At 73.3% G+C, this 1,534-nt stretch carries 3 protein-coding genes; all 3 read right to left on the minus strand.

All coding sequences use genetic code 11. The features are described 5' to 3' along the window. The coding region (locus tag QH283_RS00030) for a helix-turn-helix domain-containing protein (RefSeq protein WP_280500968.1) at positions 1 to 225 on the minus strand (225 nt) is incomplete at its 3' end. A 126-nt stretch (positions 226 to 351) separates the two neighbouring features. Continuing rightward, on the minus strand, positions 352 to 855 hold the full coding sequence (locus tag QH283_RS00035; protein ID WP_280500969.1) for a CinA family protein: 504 nt from the start codon (positions 853 to 855) through the stop codon (positions 352 to 354). Continuing rightward, on the minus strand, positions 852 to 1,502 hold the full coding sequence (gene pgsA / locus QH283_RS00040) for a CDP-diacylglycerol--glycerol-3-phosphate 3-phosphatidyltransferase (protein WP_432420631.1): 651 nt from the start codon (positions 1,500 to 1,502) through the stop codon (positions 852 to 854). The genes QH283_RS00035 and pgsA overlap by 4 nt, the downstream gene beginning before the upstream one ends. Between the last annotated feature and the right edge of the window lie 32 nt (positions 1,503 to 1,534).

Raw genomic sequence — 1,534 nt, forward strand, 5'->3', positions numbered from 1 at the left:
CGCCATGACCGTGCTCACATCCCACAGCACACGCGACAGCGGCACGTCGAGCGCCTGGCAGATGGCGGCGAGCAACTCGCTGGAAGCCTCCTTGCGGCCCCGCTCCACCTCCGACAGGTAGCCCAGGCTCACACGGGCCGACGTGGAGACCTCACGCAGGGTGCGGTGCTGGGCGAGACGTGCACGCCGCAGACTGTCGCCGATGGCCTCTCGCAGCAGCGTCATCTCGATCTCCTTCGCTCCGATCACCGTGCGCCGCGTCGGCGACCTCGCCTGGCGCGCACCGCTCTTTCTGGCACAACGTCCCGGGCTGCCCGGCGGTTCCCGGACGGCGGAATCGTGGTCGGCGAATCAGCCGCCCTGGACGCACCGGAGCAGTTCCCGGACCGCGGACTGCGCCGCGGTGAGTCTGATCGTCCACCTGTCCCCCGACAGCCGCAACCGCATGACCTCGGTGTGCGATGGACCCGACACGCCGAGGAAGACCGTCCCCACGGGGTGTCCGTCCTGGCTGTCCGGCCCGGCGACACCGGTCAGCGCGACACCCCAGTCGGCTCCGCAGCGGGTGCGCGCGCCCACCGCGAGCTGCTCGGCGGCCCCCGCCGAGACCGGTCCCGCCGAGGCGAGCAGGTCCGCGCCGACACCGGCGAGGGAGTGCTTGAGATCGGTCGCGTAGACCACGAGCCCGCCGCGCAGCACGGCGCTGGCGCCGGGCACCCCGGCCAGGGTGGCGCTGAGCAGGCCGGCGGTGAGCGATTCGGCGGTCGCGACCGTCTGCCCCACCGCCCGCAGCGCCGCGATCAGTTCGGCGACCGGGGCGCCGCCGGTCAGCGGATCGCCCGGCGGAGCGTTCACGCGCCGCGCGCCTTGGGCGAGCCGGCGAACCACACCCGCGCGGCCTGGCCGACATAGTCCAGGCCGGTGACCACGGTGAGCACCAGCGCCAGGTACATCAGCACCATCCCGACCGTCTCGAAGGCGCCCGACAGCGGCAGCAGCAGCACCGCGATGGCCACCGACTGCACCAGCGTCTTGAGCTTGCCGCCGCGTCCGGCGGGGATGACGCCGCGCCGCACCACGATCAGCCGCAGCAGTGTGACGCCCAGTTCCCGGCCGATGATCACCAGGGTGATCCACCAGGGCAGGTCGCCGAGCACGGACAGGCCGATCAGCGAGGCCCCGATGAGCGCCTTGTCGGCGATCGGGTCGGCGAGCTTGCCGAAGTCGGTGACCAGGCCGTACTTGCGGGCCAGCTGCCCGTCGAACCGGTCGGTGATCGCCGCCAGGCCGAACAGCGCGGCCGCGCCGACGCGCCAGCCGGTGTCGTGCCCGCCGCCGGCGAACAACGCCAGCAGGAACAGCGGAACGATGGCGATCCGCAGCATGGTCAGCACATTGGCGATGTTGAGCAGCGGCGCGGGCTCGTCGGAGGACGCCGCGACGAAGTGCGGACGTTCCGGCGCGGGCGCCGGTGCGGGGGCGGGGAGCGGCCTGGCCGCCACCCGGGAGGCGAGCTCCCCGGGACGGTCGCTCA

The organism is Nocardia farcinica, assembly GCF_029867845.1.
Taxonomy (GTDB): Bacteria; Actinomycetota; Actinomycetes; order Mycobacteriales; family Mycobacteriaceae; genus Nocardia; species Nocardia farcinica_A.